This is a genomic window from Pseudogemmobacter humi (assembly GCF_900609055.1).
In the GTDB taxonomy this organism is placed as follows: Bacteria; Pseudomonadota; Alphaproteobacteria; order Rhodobacterales; family Rhodobacteraceae; genus Pseudogemmobacter; species Pseudogemmobacter humi.
In genome coordinates this window covers 284,756-305,986 of the sequence record NZ_UXAW01000051.1, presented here as the reverse complement: position 1 = coordinate 305,986, position 21,231 = coordinate 284,756, and the positions used below count along the sequence as shown (strand labels likewise).

General features: G+C 68.8%; 19 protein-coding genes and 1 tRNA gene. 7 read left to right on the top strand and 13 right to left on the bottom strand.

All coding sequences use genetic code 11. The features are described 5' to 3' along the window. Positions 1 to 52: 52 nt before the first annotated feature. The 4 genes from XINFAN_RS07655 to XINFAN_RS07640 all read right to left on the bottom strand — a co-directional run bounded on the left by XINFAN_RS07655 (position 53) and on the right by XINFAN_RS07640 (position 2,581). Positions 53 to 256 carry a DUF1737 domain-containing protein gene (locus XINFAN_RS07655; protein WP_124085894.1) on the bottom strand — a complete coding sequence of 68 codons (204 nt, stop codon included), beginning with the start codon at positions 254 to 256 and terminating at the stop codon, positions 53 to 55. A gap of 4 nt (positions 257 to 260) precedes the next feature. After that, positions 261 to 806 (bottom strand): NnrU family protein, encoded by a 546-nt coding sequence (locus XINFAN_RS07650; protein ID WP_124085893.1) that lies wholly within the window; start codon positions 804 to 806, stop codon positions 261 to 263. 51 nt (positions 807 to 857) lie between these two features. Next, the gene (locus tag XINFAN_RS07645) at positions 858 to 1,718 is read right to left on the bottom strand and encodes an HpcH/HpaI aldolase/citrate lyase family protein (RefSeq protein ID WP_124085892.1); all 861 of its coding nucleotides are present in this window, start codon (positions 1,716 to 1,718) and stop codon (positions 858 to 860) included. Positions 1,719 to 1,831: 113 nt separating this feature from the next. After that, positions 1,832 to 2,581, bottom strand: coding sequence for a sulfite exporter TauE/SafE family protein (locus XINFAN_RS07640; RefSeq protein WP_124085891.1), 750 nt, complete (start codon positions 2,579 to 2,581; stop codon positions 1,832 to 1,834). Between the two features lie 162 nt (positions 2,582 to 2,743). On the opposite strand from XINFAN_RS07640, the gene mdh reads away from it, so the two are divergent. From mdh to XINFAN_RS07620, 5 genes are all read left to right on the top strand, one after another. Beyond that, complete coding sequence (gene mdh / locus XINFAN_RS07635) at positions 2,744 to 3,706, top strand: malate dehydrogenase (RefSeq protein ID WP_124085890.1); 963 nt, start codon at positions 2,744 to 2,746, stop codon at positions 3,704 to 3,706. 154 nt (positions 3,707 to 3,860) lie between these two features. Then, positions 3,861 to 4,487, top strand: a complete 627-nt coding sequence (locus XINFAN_RS07630) for a trimeric intracellular cation channel family protein (RefSeq protein ID WP_124085889.1) — start codon at positions 3,861 to 3,863, stop codon at positions 4,485 to 4,487. Positions 4,488 to 4,553: 66 nt separating this feature from the next. Next, positions 4,554 to 4,715 carry a hypothetical protein gene (locus XINFAN_RS21945; RefSeq protein ID WP_199286380.1) on the top strand — a complete coding sequence of 54 codons (162 nt, stop codon included), beginning with the start codon at positions 4,554 to 4,556 and terminating at the stop codon, positions 4,713 to 4,715. Positions 4,716 to 4,809: 94 nt separating this feature from the next. After that, positions 4,810 to 6,060, top strand: a complete 1,251-nt coding sequence (gene pepT, locus XINFAN_RS07625; protein WP_124085888.1) for a peptidase T — start codon at positions 4,810 to 4,812, stop codon at positions 6,058 to 6,060. Then, the gene (locus XINFAN_RS07620; protein WP_124085887.1) at positions 6,057 to 6,746 is read left to right on the top strand and encodes a class I SAM-dependent methyltransferase; all 690 of its coding nucleotides are present in this window, start codon (positions 6,057 to 6,059) and stop codon (positions 6,744 to 6,746) included. The genes pepT and XINFAN_RS07620 overlap by 4 nt, the downstream gene beginning before the upstream one ends. Positions 6,747 to 7,003: 257 nt before the next feature. On the opposite strand, the gene XINFAN_RS07615 is transcribed toward XINFAN_RS07620, so the two are convergent. The 5 genes from XINFAN_RS07615 to XINFAN_RS07595 form a co-directional block, all read right to left on the bottom strand. Further along, on the bottom strand, positions 7,004 to 9,019 hold the full coding sequence (locus XINFAN_RS07615) for a TonB-dependent receptor plug domain-containing protein (protein WP_124085886.1): 2,016 nt from the start codon (positions 9,017 to 9,019) through the stop codon (positions 7,004 to 7,006). Between the two features lie 625 nt (positions 9,020 to 9,644). Next, positions 9,645 to 10,157, bottom strand: a complete 513-nt coding sequence (locus XINFAN_RS07610) for a hypothetical protein (protein ID WP_124085885.1) — start codon at positions 10,155 to 10,157, stop codon at positions 9,645 to 9,647. A gap of 52 nt (positions 10,158 to 10,209) precedes the next feature. Then, a tRNA-Met gene (locus XINFAN_RS07605) sits at positions 10,210 to 10,286 on the bottom strand. Between the two features lie 121 nt (positions 10,287 to 10,407). Further along, the gene (locus XINFAN_RS07600; protein WP_124085884.1) at positions 10,408 to 12,450 is read right to left on the bottom strand and encodes a hydantoinase/oxoprolinase N-terminal domain-containing protein; all 2,043 of its coding nucleotides are present in this window, start codon (positions 12,448 to 12,450) and stop codon (positions 10,408 to 10,410) included. A 78-nt stretch (positions 12,451 to 12,528) separates the two neighbouring features. Further along, positions 12,529 to 13,806, bottom strand: coding sequence for an RNA polymerase factor sigma-54 (locus tag XINFAN_RS07595; RefSeq protein ID WP_124085883.1), 1,278 nt, complete (start codon positions 13,804 to 13,806; stop codon positions 12,529 to 12,531). Between the two features lie 99 nt (positions 13,807 to 13,905). On the opposite strand from XINFAN_RS07595, the gene XINFAN_RS07590 reads away from it, so the two are divergent. Together XINFAN_RS07590 and XINFAN_RS07585 are read left to right on the top strand one after the other, a co-directional pair. Further along, on the top strand, positions 13,906 to 14,559 hold the full coding sequence (locus XINFAN_RS07590) for a hypothetical protein (RefSeq protein WP_124085882.1): 654 nt from the start codon (positions 13,906 to 13,908) through the stop codon (positions 14,557 to 14,559). Positions 14,560 to 14,660: 101 nt separating this feature from the next. Further along, positions 14,661 to 15,344: a hypothetical protein gene (locus tag XINFAN_RS07585; protein ID WP_124085881.1), complete on the top strand. Its 684-nt coding sequence runs from the start codon at positions 14,661 to 14,663 to the stop codon at positions 15,342 to 15,344. A gap of 372 nt (positions 15,345 to 15,716) precedes the next feature. Here the strand turns inward: XINFAN_RS07585 and XINFAN_RS07580 are convergent, their stop codons facing one another. The 4 genes from XINFAN_RS07580 to XINFAN_RS07565 form a co-directional block, all read right to left on the bottom strand. After that, positions 15,717 to 16,769, bottom strand: coding sequence for a serine protease (locus XINFAN_RS07580; protein WP_124085880.1), 1,053 nt, complete (start codon positions 16,767 to 16,769; stop codon positions 15,717 to 15,719). Positions 16,770 to 16,798: 29 nt separating this feature from the next. After that, positions 16,799 to 18,778 carry a caspase family protein gene (locus XINFAN_RS07575; protein WP_160144564.1) on the bottom strand — a complete coding sequence of 660 codons (1,980 nt, stop codon included), beginning with the start codon at positions 18,776 to 18,778 and terminating at the stop codon, positions 16,799 to 16,801. A 361-nt stretch (positions 18,779 to 19,139) separates the two neighbouring features. Further along, on the bottom strand, positions 19,140 to 20,510 hold the full coding sequence (locus tag XINFAN_RS07570; protein WP_124085878.1) for a sensor histidine kinase: 1,371 nt from the start codon (positions 20,508 to 20,510) through the stop codon (positions 19,140 to 19,142). Next, positions 20,500 to 21,207 (bottom strand): response regulator transcription factor, encoded by a 708-nt coding sequence (locus XINFAN_RS07565; RefSeq protein WP_124085877.1) that lies wholly within the window; start codon positions 21,205 to 21,207, stop codon positions 20,500 to 20,502. The genes XINFAN_RS07570 and XINFAN_RS07565 overlap by 11 nt, the downstream gene beginning before the upstream one ends. Between the last annotated feature and the right edge of the window lie 24 nt (positions 21,208 to 21,231).

Genomic DNA, 21,231 nt, shown 5'->3' with positions numbered 1-21,231 from the left:
CGGGGGAGTCTGCGCAAGCAGACGGGGGCAGGGCCCCCTTCTGCCCGCCCGCCTATTGCTCGCCCAGTTTCAGATCGGGCGCATATTCGCCCCCGACCTCTTTCACCACCGCCTGGCCGCAGCGCATCACCCCGTTCGAGGCATCGAAGGCATAGGTCGGCGAACCGTAAAGCTCCCATCCTTTCGCCAGCGCGGCCGAGACCTTGTGGCAAAAGGTGGAAGTGTCGTCCCCGGACAGAAAACGGTAGAGTTTCATCGCATCACCCGAACACAGGATAGCCGAGCAGGTAATGCGCCCCGGCCAGAGCGCCATAGACCACCAGCGTGCCCGCCACCGCGATCCATTCCATCTTCGCAGGCTTTGGCGGCGGCGGCACGAAAGGCCCGGCATGGCGGTTGATCGCCGCCATCTGGACCAGCGCCCAGAGACCGAGGCCGCCGAACAGCACGAAAGACGGCGAGTCGCCGTTCACCAGCAGATGCGCCGCCGACCAGATCACCACGCCCCACAGCATCGGATGGCGCAGCCTGCGCGCCAGCGCGGTCTTCATCCCGGCGGCGGCGAAGAAATACACCGAGACCAGCATCATGAGATTGTTGATCCCGGTCGTCATCGGGCTGCGGCCCCAGTAGAACGTGCCGGGATCGATGCGGTAGCCGAAGATCATCAGCCCGATCGAGGCGAGGACCAGCAACGCGACCGTGCCGCGGCCGCCCGCGCCCATCCCCTCTCGGGAAGCCGGGGCGAGGCGTTTGAACAGATGGGCGGCGCTCCACAACAGGACACCGAGGGCGAGCGAGAACATGGCGGGCTCCGGGGTTCGGGGTTTACGGGGTCATTCCTGCCCCGTTCCGCCTCAATTTGCCAGAGCCCCGATCGCCGCCGCCTTTTCCAGCAGCGCGCGGGCGGTGACGATATGCAGATTCTCGACGATCCGCCCGTCCACCACGGCAACCCCGCCGCCCTCGGCCGTCACCGCATCATATGCGGCGATCTGGCGGCGGGCGAGATCGAGATCGGAATCCGAAGGCGCAAACACTTCGTTGGCGATCTGAAGCTGGGCGGGATGGACCAGCGTCTTGCCGTCGAATCCCATGTCGCGGCCCTGTTCGCATTCGGCGCGCAGCCCCGCCTCGTCCTTGAAAGCGTTGTAGACGCCATCGACGATGGTCAGCGCATGGGCGCGCGCGGCCAGCAGGCACAGCCCCAGCCCCGCCTGCACCCCCAGACGGTCAGGGCGGAAACGGCTGCCGAGTTCCTTCGCCAGATCGTTCGTCCCCATCACCATCCCGGTCAGCCGCGGATGCGCGGCGATGGCCGCCGCGTTCAGCATGCCCGCGCAGGTCTCCATCATCGCCCAGAGATCCGCCCCGGGCACCAGCGCCGCCACCGCATCCAGATCGGCGGGGGCATTCACCTTGGGCACCAGAATCGCATCGATCTTCGCGCCGCCCGCGATGGCGGCGGCCATCGCCACCGCGTCGTCCTGGCCCCAGGGCGTGTCCAGCCCGTTGATCCGCACGATGCGCAGGCGCGGCCCGTAATCGGCGTCCCGCAGCACCCGGGCCAGCAACCCGCGGGCGGCGGGTTTCTCGTCGGGGGCGACCGCATCCTCAAGATCGAAGATGACCGCATCGCAGGCCAGATCGCGCGCTTTCTCCAGCGCACGCTCGCGAGAGCCGGGGATATAGAGGACCGAACGGCAGGGGCGCGCCATGAGCGAGTCTCCTTGGCAATAATCTTGCGTGTCAAAGCACGAAATTGGCACATTCGGCAAGAGGATATTCGCCGCAATGCAGAAATTTCGCGCAATGCCGCAGCGGCAGCGGGCTACAGCAGCCCCGTCAGCCCGTCATGCACCAGCCGAACCGAAATCGCCAGCAAGGACCAGATCACCAGCCGGTAGAACAGCTTTTCCGGCAGCCAGCGCACCAGCCTGATCCCCGCGAAGACCGCGATCACCGCGGGAAGGAACAGGATCGCCGCCACGCGCAGGTTCTGCGGGTTCAGCTGGCCGAGGAACCAGTAGGGAATCAGCTTCATCGCATTGATCAGGGCGAAAGCTATGGTCGCGGTGCCGGCGAAGACCGTTTTTTCCAGCCGCAACGGCAGCACATAGACCTGAAACGGCGGCGCCCCGGCATGGCTGACGAAACTGGTGAAACCCGCGATGGTGCCCCAGAACAGCCCCGGCCCGACCCGCGCGGGCCGGGGCGGCCCCTCGGGGCGGCGGCGCAACAGGGTGTTGGCGGCGAAGACCAGCCCGATCACCCCCACCAGCAGCGTCACCGCCGCCTCGGGCACCAGGCTCGCCGTGGCCCAGCCGATGCCGATCCCCGCCGCCGCGCCGCTGACCACGATCCGCAACACCCGCGCGTCGAACGCCTTGCGCCAGGCCCACAGCCCGAACAGATCCGAGACCACGAAGACCGGCAGCAAGAGCCCCGCCGCCGTGACCGGCGAGATCACCAGCGACAGCACCGGCACCGCCAGCATCCCGATCATCGGCAACCCGCCTTTCGACAGGCCGACCAGCGCCGAGGCGATCAGCGCCGCGATCCAGAATGCCGTGCCGTCCATCCGTATTCTCCGCCTCTGCCGCCGTTACCGCTAAACCGCGGCAGCGGCGCGGGAAAGGGTGGATCTTTCGGCATACAATGGCATACAACATCGTCAGAAAGCTGGACAGACGGTGTTTAAGGGGCTAGGCCTCCGCCCGATTCCAGCAACGGAGATTCCCCCATGGCACGACCCCGGATCGCCCTTATCGGCGCAGGCCAGATCGGCGGCACCCTCGCCCATCTCGTCGCCACCAAGGAGCTCGGCGACGTCATCCTGTTCGACATCGCCGAGGGCACCCCGCAGGGCAAGGCGCTCGACCTTGCGCAATGCGGCCCGATCGAGGGCTTCGACGCCACGCTGAAGGGAACCAATTCCTACGAGGATATCGCAGGCGCCGATGTCTGCATCGTCACCGCGGGCGTGCCGCGCAAACCGGGTATGTCGCGCGACGACCTCCTGGGCATCAACCTCAAGGTGATGAAATCGGTGGGCGAAGGCATCGCGAAATACGCGCCGAACGCCTTCGTGATCTGCATCACCAACCCGCTCGACGCCATGGTCTGGGCGCTGCGCGAGTTCTCGGGCCTGCCGCATGAGAAAGTGGTCGGCATGGCCGGCGTGCTGGATGCGGGCCGCTTCCGCCACTTCCTCTCGGTCGAGTTCAACGTCTCGATGAAGGATGTCACCGCCTTCGTGCTGGGCGGCCATGGCGATACGATGGTGCCGCTGACCCGCTATTCCACCGTCGCCGGGATCCCGCTGCCGGATCTGGTCGAGATGGGCTGGACCACGCAGGAGAAGCTCGACGCCATCGTCCAGCGCACCCGCGACGGCGGCGCCGAGATCGTGGGCCTGCTGAAGACCGGCTCGGCCTTCTACGCCCCCGCCACTTCGGCCATCGAAATGGCCGAGGCTTATCTCAAGGACCAGAAGCGCCTGCTGCCCTGCGCGGCTTACGTCAAGGGCGCCTACGGGCTTGACGGCATGTATGTCGGCGTGCCGACCATCATCGGCGCCGGCGGCATCGAGCGCGTGGTCGACATCAAGCTGAACGCCGACGAACAGGCGATGCTCGACAAATCCATCGACGCGGTGAAGGGCCTCGTCGAGGCCTGCAAGGGCATCGACCCCTCGCTCGCCTGAGTTTTCTTCACAAGCACCGCCATCGCGCGCGTCCTTCGGGGCGCGCGCGTTTTCTTTGCGCCCGCCTGCATCCCGGGGGGCAAACGCGGTCTTTCCCTTCGAGGCGGTTTGCGGCTTTACTCCGCCCCGTCACGGGACACGCAAGGGGGCGGCCATGAACATTCTGGCGCAGGATTTCAGCCTGATCGTCTGGTGGCTCGACATGATCGGCACCTTCGTCTTCGGCCTGTCGGGCGGGATGCTGGCGGTGCGCCGCCAACTCGATCTGTTCGGGGTGATCGTGCTGGCCACCGCTGCGGCCACCGCGGGCGGCGCCATCCGCGACATGGCGATCGGCGACCAGCCGGCGGCGGTGCTGCGCGATCCGTCCTATCTGATCGCCGCCTGCGCCGCCGGGCTGACCGCCTTCCTCTGCCACCGGCTGATCGAGCGCGCCGACAAGCCGGTGATGCTGCTCGACGCGCTCGGCCTCGGGGTCTTCGCGGTCGCGGGCACATCCAAAGCACTGGCCTTCGGCCTGCATCCGGCGGCGGCCAGCCTGATCGGCGTCATGACGGCGGTGGGCGGCGGCGTGGTGCGCGACATCCTCGTCACCGAAATCCCCCGTGTGCTGCGCGAAGAGATCTACGCCGTGGCCGCGGTCGCGGGCACGCTGATCGTCACCCTCGGCGCGCATCTCGGCTGGCCGCCGGTCGTGACCGCCTCGGCCGGGGTGACGGCCACCTTCGCGCTGCGGGTGCTGTCGGTGCGCCTCGGCCTGCGCATTCCCCGCGCCCGCTGAGCACGCCTCTTGCCCCGCGCCCCCCTTTCGGGCATCCCGGGGACAACACATTCCGAGGACACCGCCATGGACTATTCCAAATCCGGCCATCCGAAATCGGCCAAAGACAGCCACCACGCGCTTGACCTGCCCAAACGCGGGGCGCCCAAAGCGAAAACCGAGGCCGAGAAGAAGGCCGAACTGCTGGCCCGGATGAAAGCCGCCGCCGAGGCGCGCAAGAAAGACTGATCCCGCTTTCATCCTGACCCAAATACTCCGGGGGAGTCCCCGTAAGGGGACGGGGGCAGGGCCCCCTTCCCCGGCCAGCCGCGAGGCCCCCCCCATGTCCGACCAGTTCTCCGACCAGTTCTCCGACCATCTCGCCGAACTCGAATCCCGCCTGACCCGCTACTGCGCCATCGACAGCCAGAGCGATCCGGCCAGCACCGGCAAACCCTCGACTGCGGTTCAGCTTGACATGGCCCGCCTGCTGGTCGCCGAGCTGGAAGACATCGGCGCCAGCGACATCCGCCTCACCGATTACGGCGCGGTCCTCGCCACCATTCCCGGCAGCGCCCCCGGCCCGGTGATCGGCTTTCTGGCCCACATGGACACCGCCCCGCAGTTCTGCGCCACCGGCGTCAGGCCCCGGATGATCCGTGATTACGACGGCGGCGAGATCCGCTTCCCCGACGATCCGGCACTGGTCCTGTCGCCCGCCGTCTCGCCCAATCTCGCGCAAAAGACCGGCCATGACCTCGTGACCGCCTCGGGGAAAACGCTGCTCGGGGCCGACGACAAGGCCGGAATCGCCATCATCATGACCGCGGCCCGCCGCCTGCTGGCGGAAAAGCCCGCCCATGGCACGATCCGCCTCGCCTTCACCCCCGACGAAGAGATCGGCCGCGGCGTCGATCCACGGCTGCCCGCCGACCTGGGCGCCGCTTTCGCCTATACATTCGACGGCGGCAATCCGGGCGAGATTGAATACGAGAGCTTCTCGGCCGATGGCGCCGAGGTGCGGATCACGGGCGTCTCGATCCACCCGGGCTGGGCGAAGGGCAGGATGGTCAACGCCATCCACCTCGCCGCGAAGATCGTCGCCGCTTTGCCGCAATCGACCATGCAGCCCGAAGTGACCGAGGGGCGCGAGGGCTTCATCCATGCCGTCGAGATGAGCGGCGGCTCGTCGGAAATGGTGATCCGCCTGATCCTGCGCGATTTCGAGCTCGACGGCCTCGCGGCCAAAGGCGAGATGCTGCGCAAGGTCTGCGAGGCCGTCGCCGCCACCGAACCGCGCGCCACGATCACCTGCGAGATCACCCCGCAATACCGCAACATGCGCTACTGGCTTGAGCAGGACATGACCCCGGTCGATCTGGCCCGCGCGGCCGCGCGCGACATCGGCCTCGATCCGGTCTCGGTCCCGATCCGCGGCGGCACCGACGGCTCGCGGCTGACCGAGATGGGCGTGCCCTGCCCCAATCTGTTCACCGGGATGCAGGAAATCCACGGGCCGCTGGAATGGATCAGCCTTCAGGACATGGCCCGGGCGGTGGAGCTGATGCTGGGTATCGCCCGGCGCAGTGCATGACCACGCTGTCGCCCTATCAGAAGCCCGGATTCTACGACGAGGCGCTGGCGCGCGGCAAACACCGCGACATCGTGGGCGGACGGTGGGAGGAAACCGCGCTGCATCAGATGCAGGTGATTCTCGACGAAGGGCTGGAGCGGGACGACCATTTCCTCGACATCGGCTGCGGCTGTCTGCGGCTCGGCCATATGCTGGTGCCCTGGCTCGGTGCGGGCCATTACTGGGGCACCGATGCCTCGGCCGAACTGATGCGGCGAGGGTGGGAGACGGAACTCACCCCCGAAGCGCAAAGCCGCCTGCCGCTTGCGCAACTGGTGGCGGATGCGGATTTCGCCTTTCCGGGCGTCCCCGCGCGGATCGGTTTCGCGCTGGCCTGGGGGGTCTTCACCCATCTGCCGCCCGGCCGCCTGCGCCCGGCGCTGGCCGCGCTGCGCGCCCGCTGCCCCGCGCTGCGCAAGCTGTTGCTCACGGTGTTTCTCGCACCCGAGGGCCATGACGGCCCCTTCCGCCAGCGCGACGGCGTGGTCACCCATCCCGCGCGCCCGCCCTGGCACCGCAGCGTGGCCCAGGTCGGGGCCGATGCCGCCGCCGCCGGCTTCGCCCTGCGCTGGCGCGACGACCTGCTGCCCCGCGGCCAGGCGCTGGCGGTCCTGACCCCGGCCGAAGAAAAATCGCCGCCCCGGTGAGTGCTGCTTTCGGCCCGCGCCCGCAGGGCCAGGAAGAGCCGACCTCTGTTCCGACTTTTATAAGGCTGGCGCAGGGTTCCTCCCCGCCCCTCCAAAACCCGATGAGGCTGAAGGGCTGACCGTCCGATCCGCACTTCCCCGAAGAAAAGGCCGGACATGAGCGAAGCTGACAACCCGCCCGCTCCGGTTGTGGCGCGTCAAATGAAAAAGCCCCGGATGCCAGCGCATCCGGGGCTTTTTCAGTGTAAGCGGTTGCCTCAGAAGGTTTTCGAGAGGTTCAGGCGGAAGTTCCGCCCTGTCTCGTTGACCCAGGGCTCGCCGGGGCGCGGGCTTGTCGCCCCCTGCAGCGGCGTCATGGCGTAATGGTAGGACCGATCGAAGACGTTCTCGACGCCGAAGTCGATCACCAGGCCCTCAAGATTGCCTTGCTGCACGGTGTAGCTGGCCTTCAGGTCATGCACGCCGAAGCCCGCATGGTCTGCGGTCCCGACGATAATGCCTTTCTGGGCCTCCATACGCCAGGACACATCGAGCCCGTTGCCGAACTTATGGCCAACCGTCAGCGTGAGGGTGTCACTCGGGCTGTAGCTGTCCAGATCCCAGACGCCACCGGCCATGAGGCGCTTGTTATCGGTCAGATTGACGGTGCCGTTCAGATAGGTGCCGCCAGCCATACGATAATTTGCTGCAATCTCGACGCCTTCACGTGTCAGCTCGCGGCCGGGCACCGAAAGCGCGAACATCGTGTTCCAGAGTTCGCTGCGATAAAGCGTAATCGAGCCGCTGAACGTATCGCCCGCCGAGAGGAGATCGCCCCCCTCATAGCGGACGCCACCTTCCCAGTTGCGCGACTGTTGCAGTTTGCCGTCATAGGTGGCGGTCAACACGTCATAGGTCGGCAGCGCTTCGGTATAGGTGAAGGATCCGAAGACCGCCAACCCGTTGCCAAAGCCTTTTTCCAGCCCGAGGCCCAGGGTCCGTGCCAGACCGTCATAGGGGCCGGCGGGCGCGGTGGTGGCGCTGATCTTCTGATCCTCAAGCCGCAGGCCGAGGGTCGCGCGCAGCTCATTGCCGAAATCCATCGTGTCGATGGCAAAGAGGCTGAGACGGCGATCCTTGCCGCTGGCGGGCGAGGTCTTCAGACGGGTGCGTTCTTCGCTCGACCATCCCAGACCCGCGCGCAGGCTGTGGCTGATGAATCCGGTGTCAAAGCGCGCGGTATTGGTCAGCGTCACCCGGTCGGTGACGTTGTTGAACAGGCCCGACTGGGTCTGGGCGAAACCGGGGGTAAGGCCAAGGATATTGTGGTCCTGATCCGAGCGCGAGTAGGTCAGCTCAAGATCTGTGAGGTCATTGCCCGCCGGATTGTAGTTCCAGGTCAGCGACGCGACATTGCCCTTGCGGTCAATGTTGGCGAGGCCGAGGCCCGCGAAATCATTCAGCAGGTTCGAGAGATTGACGTTGCTCTCAGAGCTTTCATAGCTGGCATAGCTGAGGGTAATGCTGTTGGCATCATCCAGCCGGAAACGCGATTTCAGCAGCATCGACGGCACGTTGAAGCCGCGCGCGGTCTCATTGCCATCCGGGTCTTCCTGGGCGCCCTGGCCGCGCCGCGTGTAGTTCAGCAGGAAATCGAGCGAGCCGTTCACCTGCCAGGCCAGCGTCGATGAGGTGACCCAGCCATCGCCATTGCTGTTCGCGCCAAGCATCTGGCGGAACCGGAACCCGTCCTCGCCGCCGGTCAGGTCTGAGCCGTTGATGGTGCGCGCGGTGACCGCACCGCCGGTGATGCCCGAACCATACTCCAGCGAGGCGAGCGGGCCGGTTTTGACATCGATCGAGCGCAACAGGGCCGGGTCGGCGATCGCCCCCGATGAGCTCTGATAATGGCGGCCCGGATTGTCCGCCACGCCATCAACCACGATCTTGGTCGCCGGATCGCCGGGGTAGTGGTGGTTTCCACCGAATCCCCTGATCGAGATGCCGCCGGTCAGCAGATTTCCGCGACGGGTGGTCGTAACCGAGGGTGCATCGCGCAACGCATCCTGCAAGGTGGTCGCCTGCGAGCGCGCGATGCCCTCTGCATCGAGGCTGAAGTCTGGCCCGGTTCCGGCAGTTACTGCGGAGGCGCCGGCATCAAGCACAATCTCGCCAAGGTGCTCGTCGCCTGCCTTTCGTGTCTCAGTGCCGGTTGCCGTGGTCTGGGCGAAGAGCGCAAGCGGTGAAGCGCTGAGCGCAAGCGTTGCGACGAATAGAAGTCTGGGCCTGGCCATACTGTCCTGCCTGAAGCTGTCAGATTGAAAGCGCGGCTTGCATATGGCTGGCGTGCGATACTGCCCTAGTCAGGAAATTGACTGTTGTTGTCAACTTCTCTGTATGACGCAACGGCCGATGTGCCGTGGTGATCCGGGTAATCTTCCGCAGGCAATCTGACTGACAAACGGCTTGCAAACGAGGCTTCGCGCCACCGCTCTGCTGCACCTCCATCAGGCCGCTCTTCCGCCCCGGACGCGCGTGAGGGTCCGGACGTCGCTGCGTCGCGCAAGAGGGGCACGTCTCGCCAATTTCCGCAAAGGCGATGTGCATCTCCGCCGGAGAAGTCCATTGACAGCCCGGGGGGTTCCCTTGCTGGCGCGACAAGGTTGCAGCGGTGGGGTTACAGAGCGATCAGAAGAAGAGGGGCCGCCAGCGGCGGATTTCATAGAGTGGCTGCTCAGACGCCGATATTGTCGCTCGCACCGTTGATGAGGCGCGGCGCCTTTACTGGCCCGCCTTCGAGGCGAGGATCGCGCGATGAAAGGCCACGGCTCGACAGATCGCAGCACCCGCCGTCTCGCCTCCACCTCCTGCCCGAGGAGAGCCGCAGCGCGATTGACAGCGCGCTGCACGAGATCATCATCATGCCGGCGCGCCGGCAGGCGTGAGAGGGTCACCTCGCGTCGATGACGCCCAGACCGGAACCGAAATGACCAGACGCTGTTGCTGCAACTCTACATCGACACCTACAACCAGGCCCGCCGGGAATATGCCCGAGGCGAATCCGCCCGAAGGGCCGAACTGGAAAAGACCGTCGCGCGGCTGGATGCCGAGGTCGGGCGGTTGATCTCCTTCATGGCCCGCGGCGTTGGCCATGCCGATCGCCTCGCCTCGGAATACGATGCGCGCTGCCGCGAACTCGATACCGCCCGAGCCGCCCTCGCCAGCGCGCCACCCCCGATCGACAATGTCGCGCTCCACCCCGCAGCTTTGGCCGGCTACCGCCACGCTTTGCGCGAGCTGGCGCCGATCATGGGCGCAAACGCCCGCAACGGACGGGCGGATCTGGCCGCTCAACTCCGCAGGCTGGTCGAGAGCGTCACGGTTTTTCAGGGGGATTTGCCGGGTTCGATCAGGATCGGGATCTCCGGGCACCTCCGCACCCTGATCAACGCGCCGAAGCTGCGGGACCGGGTGTGGGGAGCTGTGGTGGCGAGGGAGGGACTCGAACCCTCGACCTTGCGATTATGAGTCGCACGCTCTAACCAGCTGAGCTACCTAGCCACTGGGCCGGGGGATTACGCGGGCCACCGCAGGGCGTCAAGTGGGAAAACGGCGCCTGCCCTGCGCCGCTCCCTGCATCAGGCCGTCCGGCCGCGGCGCCGTTGCTCTCCCATCCTTCGGTTCAGCGGCCATGGCCACGGGCCGCCACCGCCGCTTCTGAGGCCGTATGTGCCACCCGCGGGCGGCCCGAGGCGGTCACCGTCACCGTGGCCTCGATGAACAGCACCTGACCTTCGATCCCGGCCTCGCGGATATCGCGGCTCGCGACGACGCGCAGATCCACCGCCCCGGCGGCGCGGGCGCGGGCCTCGGCCTCCTCGCGCAGGGCGGTTTCCATCGCGTTAAGCGCCTCGTCGCGCGCGCCGAAGGCTTTCGGCCCCGCGCTCAGGTGGGCGACGAAACGACCCTGCGCGGGCGAGGTCACGAGGCCGGTGACGCGCTGGCTGACCTGACCGGCCACCGCGCCGATGGCATTCGCCACCCCGGCATGTTCGGGCAGGATCATCTCACAGCCCAGCCTGTCCCCCACCGCACCGTAGTAGTAGGGCGCCGAGGCCCCCAGCCCGATCACCGGCAGCGCCAGGCGGGCGCTGAGTGCGAGGATACCACGATGCCCGTCCAGACCCGCGCTCAGGAGCGGATGTTTCGCCAGCGCCGCCGCATCCGTATCAGCGAAGCGCGGATCCTCGGCGAAGGCGGCTTCCAGCAGGCAGTCGGCGGTCTGCGCGGTGACCTGATCGACGATCCGCCGCGCCAGCGCCTCAGGCCCGGCGGCGATCCGCTCTCCCGCGCCGTTACGGCGCAAAGCCATCAGCCGCAGTGCCTTTTCGGCGGCCGCCTGATCCCAGTCGGAAAGCCCGCCGAGAACATGGCTCGCGTCCGAGGGCGTAACGCCCGCGATCATCACCAGCCCGCGCGCCACCAGCCGGTCCAGCGCGGCGACCTCGACCCGCGAGGTCAGCGCCGCAGCCAGCGGCATCGGCCGGGTGATCCGCGCCAGCAGCGCCTGGTCGCGCGCTCCCAGCCCCCCCTGATCCGCCGCCATCGGCACCACGAAGCGCCCGTCATGCTCGCCCGGCGCGGAACCCGTCAGCCAGCGGTCCAGAGCCTCATGCACCATGGCGCCGTGCTCGACCGCCAGCAGCGAGACCGGCAGCAGCCGGCGCGGGCCGAGGCGCAAAGCGCCCGTCAGGCCCTGGCTGACCAGATGCACCTCGGAATCGCCGCCAAGCCCGGTGGTGCGCATCGCCACCGCCTCGACCATGGTGCGGAACCCGCCGACGCGGGCGCCCTGCGGGTCGATTTCGGGCAGGCCGTCCTTCAGGATCGCCACATCCGTGGTGGTGCCGCCGATGTCCGAGACCAGCGCATCCCGCGCGCCGGTCAGCCAGCGCGCGCCGACGATGCTGGCGGCGGGGCCGGAGAGGATGGTCTCGATCGGGCGCTCGCGCACCATGGCGGCGCCGATCAGCGCGCCGTCGCCGCGCACCACCATCAGCGGCGCCTGGATCCCCACCACCGCCAGGTGCCGCTCGCAGGCGGCGACGAGGCGGTCGATCATGCCGATCAGCCGGGCGTTCAACACCGCGGTCAGCGCGCGTTTCGGGCCGTTGAGCTGCGCCGACAACTCATGCGAGCAGGTCACCGCCCGCCCGGTCGCCCGGCGGATCGCCTCGCGCGCGGCCACCTCATGCGCGGGGTTGCGGGTGGCGAACCGCGCGGCCACCGCAAAGCCCATCACGCCGGGGCCGAGCGCCGCCACTTCGGCCTCCAGCCGCGCCAGATCCAGGGCCGCGGCCTCGATCCCGGCATGGCTGTGGCCGCCCTCCAGCCGGATCACCGGATCGCCTTTCAGCGCCTCGGCCAGCCCTGCGCGGGCGAGGTCTTCCTCGTCGAAGCCGATGGCCACCAGCGCCACGCGGCCGCCCTGCCCCTCGACCAGCGCATTGGTCGCAAGCGTGGTGGAAAGCGAGACCAGCGCCACCTCATGCGGGGCCACGCCCGAGGCCGCCAGCGCCCGGTCCACCGCCTGGCCGATCCCCACCGCCAGATCGTGGCGCGAGGTCAGCGCCTTGGCCTTGCCAAGGATCGCATTCGCCGCCTCGTCCAGAATCACCGCATCGGTATAGGTGCCGCCGGTATCGACCCCGAGAAAATAGGCCATCTGCCGTCCTTCGTCTTCCTGTTCGCCCTGCTGTGCTACTGCGGTGCGGGCGGCGGGTCATCCCCCGAAGCGACCTTTTCAGGGCCCGTTCGCGCCACCTGCGGCCCGGCGGCGGCGGAAGGCGGGCGGAATGCCCAGCATGTCGCGGTATTTGGCCACCGTGCGGCGGGCGAGCGGCGCCCCGGCGCCCGAAAGCGCGCGCGCCAGTTCGTCGTCGCTGAGCGGGCGCCCCGCATCCTCGGCCGCGACCATCTGCGCCAGCGCGTCGCGCAAGGCGGCGCCCGCCGGGCCGCCCCGGCGCACCGCGGGCGAGAACATCGCGCGCAGCCAGAAGGTGCCGCGTTCGGTATCGACCGAGGTGCCCGCGACCATCCGGCTGACCGTGCTCTGATGCAGCCCGACCGCGGCGGCCACATCGCTCATCGTCATCGGCGCCAGCCCGCCAAGGCCATGGGCCGGGACCGTGGGCTGACGGCGCAGGATCTCGGCCGCGATCCTCAGCAGCGTGGCATTGCGCCCCTCGACCAGCCGGATCACCTCCCGGGCGGCGCTGCGCCCCTCGCCGGGCATGTCGGCCAGTTTCAGCGCGGGCAGCGACGAGCGGTTGAGCGATATCTCATAGCCTTCGGTTCCGCGGCGCACGATCAGATCGGGCTCGCTCACCGGGGCCGCGCCTTGCGCGAAAGCGGCGCCGGGTTTCGGATCGTAGCGGCGCAGGCGGCGGATGCGTTCGCTCACGCCCGCCTCGTTCACCCCGGCCAGCGCGGCCAGCGAGCGCAGATCGCCCGAGGCGACCAGCGGCAGGTGCGAGAGGATCGCCGCCATGGCAGCGTCCAGTTCCCCGGCCTCGCGCGCCTGAAGCCGCAGGCAATCCGCCAGATCGCGGGCGAAGAGGCCGGGCGGCTCGATCTGCTGCAACCGCTCCAGCACCGCCGCAACCTCGACCACGCCCGCCCCCGCCGAGGTCGCGATCGCCGCCAGCGGGCGCTCCAGCCAGCCGCTCGGCGCCAGCGCCTCGATGATGCGCGCGGCGATCTCCTGCTCGCGCGGCGGCAGCCGCAGGCGGGCGGTCTCGGTCAGGACATGCGCGCTCAGGCTGGGGCCGGGGCCCTCGGCCGTCTCGACCCCGCCCGCGATGCTTCCCATCCGCGCCAGCGCATCGTTCCAGCGCGGCCGCCAGCCCTGGGGCGCGGGGGGCTTCCCGATCACCAGCTGCGGATTGGCCGCCGCCTGTTCCTCCAGCCAGGCGCTCAGCCCCGCCGCATCGGCGCGCAGGACCGAGATCGCCGCCGTCAGCGAGGTGTTCAGCGACAGGCGCTGCGTCTGCGCGATGGTGATCCGGGCACGGGCTTTCATATGCGCCAGACTGGCCGCGGCCCGCGCGCCCCGCAACCCCTTCTCTCGGGCGCCGCTTTGCGCCAGGATCGCGGCCCGATCCCCTGCCCGGTTTTCCTGATGCTTCGCCTGCTGATCACCCTTTGTCTTGCCGCCGCGCCGGTCCGCGCCGATGAACCCGCGCCGCCCGGCCCGGTGACGACGCTGGCCCATGCGCTGGCGCTGTATGAGCGCGCCTCGGCCCAGGGCGAGGCGCTGGAAATGGCGGTCGCGGTGCGGCTGGCACATGGGATCGGCCTGCGCGAGGCCACCCGCTGGACCCGCGAGACCGACAAGATCCCGGCGGCAGAGACGCCCGGGCGCAGCCATGCGGTGACGCTCGACCTTCTGCTGTCGGACGCCGCCTGGGCGGGGGCGCTGCTGATGGCCGAGGAGGACGAGTTGATGGCCGAGGTGCTGGCCACTCTGCCGCCGCCCGGCCGCCAGGGCAGCGCCAGCCGGATGCGGGCGGACCTGCCCGCCGCGCGGCAGGATCTGTGGCAGATCCCGCTTGCGGGGCAAAGCCCGGCCGAAATCGCCGTCTTCCCCGCGCGCGCGGGCGGGCAGCCCCGGATCCTGTGGCGGGTCGAGGACAGCGGGGGCGAAACCGTCTGCCCGCCGCGCGAGGCCGGTTTCACCGCCTGCCGCTTCACGCCCGCCGCGAACGGCTTCTACCGGGTGGTGATCGCCAACCCCTCGGGGGAAAGCGGGGAATATCTGCTGCTGTCGAACTGATCTGACGGCATTTGTCACCCTGCCGCGGCTTTTCAAACCCGCCGCCGCCTGCCAGATTTGACCAGACCCGCCCGCGCCTCAGGCGGAGAACAGGAGAACCGATGCGACCGGGACCGCTCTGCCTGATGCTGGCGCTGGCGCTGCACGCCCCCGCGATCTGTGCCGCCGAGACCACCCGCCCCAATGTCGATCCCACCGCCCAGGCCAGTCCCGGCCCGGTGGCGACGCTGGCGCTGGCGCATGAGCTTTACGCGCTTGGCAAGGCCCAGGGCGATGCTCTGACCGTGCTGGCGGCGGCGAAACTGGCGGCCTCGGTCGGGACCGAAGCCGGGGGCGGGCTGAAAAAGACCACCACCGGCGAGGCTGTGGGAGAGGCGGGCACCGCCCCGCCGCCCCCGGGTGCCGAAGAGATGTTCGCCCTGGCGCTGGACCTCGCGCAGCATGACGACTTGCTGAGCGGGCTGGTGCTGGATGCCCGGGCTGCGACCGGACGCGGCCGGATCGGCGGCGCGGTCAGCCACGATTCCGGCCTTGCCGGCGGGCGCACCGATACCTGGGAGATCCCGTTCAAGGGCCGCGAATACGCCGAAATCTCGGTGATCGGCGGCGGCGGATCGAATCTCGACATCGTGGTGACAGACGAGAACGGCAATGTGATCTGTTTCGAGGGCGGCCCCGAGGACGTGATCTATTGCGATTTCGTGCCGGTCTGGGACGGGTTCTTCTATGTCGCGGTGGAAAACAGCGGCGGCGCGCAGAACAGCTACAGCCTGATCACCAACTGATCGCGCCGCGACTATGACAGCCGCCGCTGTGCAGGCTGTCGTCACATGGGCGGCCATGGGGCTGACACGACGCAATCGCCCGGCAAAATCTGCCGCGCCGCGCCCGGAGGGTGTTATCCGCGATGCTGCCCGGGCGCAAAACCGTCCCGGGCACGGCTTCCCCCCGGCAAACGCCCCGAAAGCCCGCGCTTTCCGGGGCTTTTCCGTGCCTCGCAGCCCCCGGGCCGGATTCCGTCCGCTTTTCCCGCCGGGCCAGAGCTTCCGGCCTTGCCGCGAATGGCGCGGCGCATCCCCGCCCTTCGCTGACCGCATACCCATGGAAACCCCCGCAAAGCGCCTGGCTTTGCGGGGGCGGGTCTTGCCGTCTGCCGCTCAGGGATTGGCCGCGATCACCTCGTTCAGCCAGGGCACGAAGCGCGAGACATCCATATAGGCCGAGAATTGCGCGGTTTCCTCGCAGCCCTTGCCCGAGGCCGCGCTCAGCCCCCAGCTGACCACGCCGGCCTGGATGTAGGTGCCGTTCTCCAGCGGCACCACCAGCGGCCCGCCGGAATCGCCGTTGCACGAGGTCTTGCCGCCCTCGAACGTGCCCGAGCAGATCATGTTCTCGCTCATCGGCATCGGTGCCGCGGCGACAAGCTGGTCCCAGATCGCATAGGCCTGTTCCTCGCGCAGCGAGAGGACCTGGGCGGCGTAGACGAAGCCCTCGACCGCCTCTTCGGCCCGCGCCTCAAGCATCAGGTTGTTGCACATCTCGCGGTCGAGCATCTGGATCTGCGCCTGTTGCAGTTCCGACGCCGGACGGCCACCGTTCTGAAGGCCCCAGCCGGTGACATAGGTTGTGATCCCCGGCTCGCGCAGGATATCGCCGAATTCTGCGTCGGGCACTTCGACGGTCTGATAGGGCACGTTCGGCTTGCGGGCCAGTTTGACCAGCGCAAGATCATAGTCGAGATCGGTCACCGAATAGGACGGATGGACATAGATCGCCTCGACCGGCACCCGGTCTCCGCTGCCGTCCAGCCGGTTGGTGCCGACGACGATCGAGAAATCCGTGGGCGCGAGGTCGAAGCCCTGGCCGTCCCTGTCCATCTGATGCACGCAATGCGCCGCGGTCAGCACCCATTGGTCAAGCACCAGCGAGCCGCCGCAGAACTGGCTGTCGGTGCCGACCGGCTTTGCCGCGACGGTCAGCGCCACCTGCCAGGGCCAGGCGCCATCCGCCGCCTTCGTCCCGCCGATCACCTTCGATCCGGCCGGATCTTCGGCCGCCGCCGCCTCGTCGCGCGAGGCCTTGTCGCCCGAGGCGGCGAACTCGAACGGCGAGGTGAAGGTCTTGCTTTCGGGCGCAAGGGCCGGGGCTTCCGCCAGGGCCGGTGCGGCGGCCAGCACCAACAGCGCAAGGATCGGTTTCGTCAGAGACATGGGGAAAATTCCTTTCCGGCAATCTGGGGTCAGGCGGCCCCGGGGTTGAGCCGCACGATCCGTCGGATCATGGTCAGATCGGCAGGTTTCAGGGAAAAGCCGCGCAGGTCGGCGGTGTCTGCGTCGGGGGGCGTGATCTGCGCATCCAGCCAGAGCGTGACCGGATTTTCCGCCCCGCCCGGCAGGTTGCGGTTCACCCCGGGCGAGGCCAGCGTGGTCAGATCGGCCCGGGGGGCGCGCGCATCGGCCATCGGCACTGCCAGCACCCAGATTTCCTCGGTGCCCGCCGCGTGCACCGGGTCGATCCGCATTCCGACGCGAGCGGATTCGCCCGGGGCCAGCCGGTTCACCATATTGTCGCCCGGCCAGATCGGCTGCACGGCGAACCCCGTGTCCAGATAAAGCACGCTCACATCCTGGGCTTTGCCCGAAGCATTGGTCAGCGTGAGCCAGAGCTGGTCGCAGCCCGAAACGCCAAGCGCCGGATCATAGGCCTCGCCGGGCCCGGTCTTCCCCGTGCAGCCATCGCCCGACTGCGCGCCCGGGCGGCGTTCGATTTCCACACGGATCACTTCGGTCTTCGTCAGCCCGCGCCCGGCGGCGGCGCTCAGCACCCCGGCCAGCCGCAGACCATGGGCGGCCGTATCCAGCACCCGCGCCAGCGCCGCGGCTTCGGTCTCGTCCGGCCCGGGCAGCACCCGCAGCGAGGATCCCGGCCCCTGCGGATCGAGCACCCCGTCCGGCCCGGCCAGCACGAGGCCGCCATCGGTCAGCACCGGCACGAAATCGGGCCGCGCCGCACCGGCGCCGTCCAGCGCGGCCAGCCAGGCGGTGTAATCCTCGCCGTCCGCAAGATCGGCGCGCACCGGCGCCGCCAGCGCCAGCGGCTCGGGCGGCGGCAAAGCGATGAGTTCGGCCCAGGCCGCGCCCTCGGGCAGCGCGCCTTCAATCGCCGCCTCGCGGGCCGAGACCTTGCCGAGCCGCGCGGTGCCGAGCGGCTCGCCCCCCGCACCCTCGGCATAGAGCGCGATCTCGGCCCCTTCCGCCAGGCCCTGCAACAGGCCCGCGCGCAGGGCGCCGTCCCCGACGCGCAGCCGGGCCGTACCCGTCCCCTCGCCGAAGACGCCCGCGGTCAGCAGCGGCCCCTCGCCCTCAGGGATCTGCCGGGCAGGCCCCTGGACCATCGCATCCGAGGCCGCGGCCAGAACCTGAGCCCAGCTTGCCTCGGGGGCCGCGGCCAGCACCTGCGCCAGCCGCAGGGTGAATTCGCCATGCCAGATCCCGGTGTCGCCCAGCGGATATTCAAAAGACCGCTCGTCCGATTGCGAGGAATAGAGAAAGACGAAGTCTCCGGTCAGTTCATTCGCCCCGGTGAAGGGCGCCGGCGCGGCATCTTCGGGGATGCCGAGCAGATCCGGCGCCAGGCTGCGCGCCACGCCATGGCCCTGATCCAGCGCGCGGAAGCCGGTGGCGGAATGGCAGGCGTCGATCACCCCGACAAGCTGCACGCCGTTCGTCAGCAAAGTTTGCGCCCAGGCCTGCAATTCGTCGTCGATGATGGCGTTTTCGACCATGCCGATCTCGCCCTTCCAGCCGCTGGCGTCCATCGGCAGGAAGATCTCGTCATAACCGCCGCCCTCGTCGCCGCTGAGATCGGGGGCCTGGGCGCCGTGGCCCGAGAAGTAGAACACCACCGTATCCCCGGGCGTGGCAGTGGATGCGAGGCTGTCGAGCGCGGCGAGGATGCCTTCGCGGGTGGGCAGGCCGGTCGCGGCGCCCTCAGGCAGATCGGTCGGATCGGTGCTCAGCACGGTGATCGCCCCGGGCGCCACGCCGCGCGCGGTCAGGGTTTCCGCCATCAGCCGGGCATCATGGGGCGGGCCTTGCAGATCGGCGTCGAGCACAGCGTAATCGCCCACCCCGATCAAAAGCGCATGCACCTCGGCCCGCGCGGGGGCAGCGGCCATGAAGGCCGTGGTCATCAGGGCATATGCAAGCGCCGGTTTCATGGCGGAAACCATGCAGGCTGGCGGGCCTTCGGGCAAGAGCCGCGCGGCGCGTGACGGGATTTGTCACCGCGGGCGGGCAGAGGAAGCAAGGCGGGGGTTTCACACCCCCGGCCCGCCGCTTCTGCGAAGCGCCGGGCTCCCCCGTGGGGTATTTTCATCAGGATGAAAGAAGGTTTGTTAACCTTACCATCCCAGGATCGATTCCGCGGTACAGGCTGGGGAGTCGATGACCGCTCAGGGTGAAACCCCGCTCCGAAGCCCCGGATAGCCAAAACGGACAGTCGGAGCGGGGCGGATCTGTCTTTTGCCGTCTGGTATTTCATCCTGACCCAAATACCCCCGCCGGAGGCGGCGACGGCGGTCACCCGGGCAGCGGCGGCCATTCGATGGCGATGGCCAGCCCCTTTTCCACCGACGGCAGCGAGAGCCGCGCCCCGTGGCGCAAGGCGATGGCGCGCACCAGCGCGAGGCCGAGACCGTGGCCCTTGATCCCGCGCGCGCGGTCGCGCCCGGCCCGGGTGAAGCGCTCGAACACCTCTTCCCCCATGCCCGGCGGCAGGCCGGGGCCGGTGTCGGAGATGGTCAGCAGGTGCTTTGCCCCCGGCGTGAGGCTGAGCGTCAGGCTGTCGCCCGGCGCGCAATATTTGATCGCATTGTCGAGGATATTGGCCAGCATCTGCGCGATCAGCGTCCGGTCGCCCAGCACCATCACCCCCGGGGCGATCCCGGCGGAGGGCAGCAGGCCGCCATCCTCGGCCATCGGCTCGTAAAGCTCCCATATACCGCAGGCGAGGTCGGAAAGGTCCAGGGGCACGAGGCCGCCGCCGCTGCCCTGGTCGGCCTCGGCCCGCGAGATGTCCAGCAGCGCATCGAACACCCGGATCGCCTGGCGCATCTCATCACGCAAAGCGGCGGTGGTTTCCTCCTGCCCCTCGATCCGGCCCAGCTTCGCCATCATCCGGTTCAGGGGCGTGCGCATCTCATGCGCGATCGTGTCCGAAAGCCGGTGGGTCGCGCGGTTGAGGTTCCCGATCCGGTCGAGCATCTGGTGCATATGCGCTTCCAGCAGGCCGAATTCGTCGGGGCTGCGCGGGCCGGGCAGCCGCGCCTCCAGATCGCCCGCCGCCACCCGGTCGGCCAGCGCGTTGAGGCGGCCGATCCGGCCCATGACCTGGCGCGCGGCGAGCCAGCCGACACCCGCACCGGCGATCATGAGCGCCGCCAGCAGCCCCAGCATCCCGCGGCGCAAGGCAGCGAGCGTCGCGTCGGCAGACGCGAGCGAGCGGCCCGCCAGCAGGCCGAAGCCCCCGGGCAGTTCGCGCGCGGCGACCAGCCAGCGGGTGCCGTCCCGGACGATCTCCTGCGCGGGCAGGGCTCCGAAGCCCGCCCCCCGGGGTTCGACGCCTTCGGGCCAGGCCATGGCTCCGGCGAGGATGCCGCCCTCGCGGTCGGTCAGCAGGAAGATCTCGTCGGGGGAATGGCCGGCGGTGCGGTCCTCAATCGCCTGGCGCAAAGCGATGATCCGGCGCTGCTCGTAAAGCGCGCCGAGGCCGCGCAGGTCGGATTCCAGCAATATGCGCTGCGCCTCGGCGAGGCGGGTCGCCACCAGGCGGTATTGCAGCCCCATCGCCAGCAAGGACAAGAGCGCCACCGATACCGCCATCAGCGCCGCCAGCCGCAGGGTGGCGCGGGCCTTCAGCGGGCGTTCGTCGGCGGGCCGTTCAGCCCTCATGCGCGGGGTCGTCGGCATTGAGCGGCGCGAAGATGTAACCCTCGCCGCGCGCGGTGCGGATCACCGCGGCGCCCGCCTCTTCCAGCTTGCGCCGCAGCCGCCCGACATGGACATCGACCACATTGGTGCCGGGGTCGAAATGCAGATTCCAGACGTTTTCCAGAAGCTGCATCCGGGTGACGACCTGGCCCGCATTGCGCGCGAACCAGGTGATCAGCTCGAATTCGCGCGGCGAGACCGGGACATGGCGGCGCCTGACATGGACGGTGCGCGCCTTAAGCCGGATCTCGACATCGCCGAAGGCCATCAGATCGTTGTCCAGCACCTGGATCGTGCCGCGCCGCAAAAGCGCGCGCAGGCGGGCGCGCAACTCTTCGGGCTCGAAGGGTTTGGGCAGGTAGTCGTCGGCGCCCTGTTCCAGCCCCTCGACCCGCTCAGAAGCGCGGCCCAGGGCCGAGAGGATCAGGATCATCGCCCGCGAGCCCCCGGCGCGGATCCTCGCCATCGCCCCCGCCCCGTCGCCGTCGGGCAGCATCCGGTCCAGAACGATCACCCGGTAATCGCCCGCCGTGGCCTCACCGACCCCGCGCTCCAGCGTGTCCGCCCAGGCGGTCTCGCAGCCGAGCGCTTCGGCTTCAGCCCGGACGGCGGCGGCGATCTCGGGATCGTCTTCGATGATCAGGATGCGGTCGGTCATGTCTTTCGTCCAGGGGCTGCGACA